This window comes from Helicobacter sp. 13S00482-2 (assembly GCF_002272795.1).
Lineage (GTDB): Bacteria > Campylobacterota > Campylobacteria > Campylobacterales > Helicobacteraceae > Helicobacter_J.
The window spans coordinates 1-302 of sequence record NZ_MLAT01000101.1 but is presented as its reverse complement, the minus strand read 5'-3'; the positions used below and the strand labels follow the sequence as shown (position 1 = coordinate 302).

The 302-nt window shown below is 35.4% G+C and carries 1 protein-coding gene; it reads left to right on the top strand.

The window, feature by feature from the left end:
- Positions 1 to 16 precede the first annotated feature (16 nt).
- On the top strand, positions 17 to 302 hold a 286-nt coding region (locus BKH42_RS09280; protein WP_219349874.1), incomplete at its 3' end, for a hypothetical protein.

The following is a 302-nucleotide window of genomic DNA, read 5'->3' as shown; positions in this document are numbered from 1 at the left end:
TTCTGGAAGAATTGCTATGATGGCATCAGAACAAGAAGGAGATGGAGGATTTATCATTGATGTCAATGGCAAGGTAGAGATCTCTAAACCCAAAGAAGCTTATGAAGCTTACAAACAAGAACAACAAAATAACACTGATTTAAATTCAAATAACAACAATGTTGATAACACTGATTCAAATTCCCATAAAACCACTGATACATTCACTCCTACTTTCATTCCTCCTTCTATCACTTCAAGTAAGGATCTGCTTATCAATGCAAAAGAACTCATCAATCACTCCATCATCTCTGCTAAAGGAG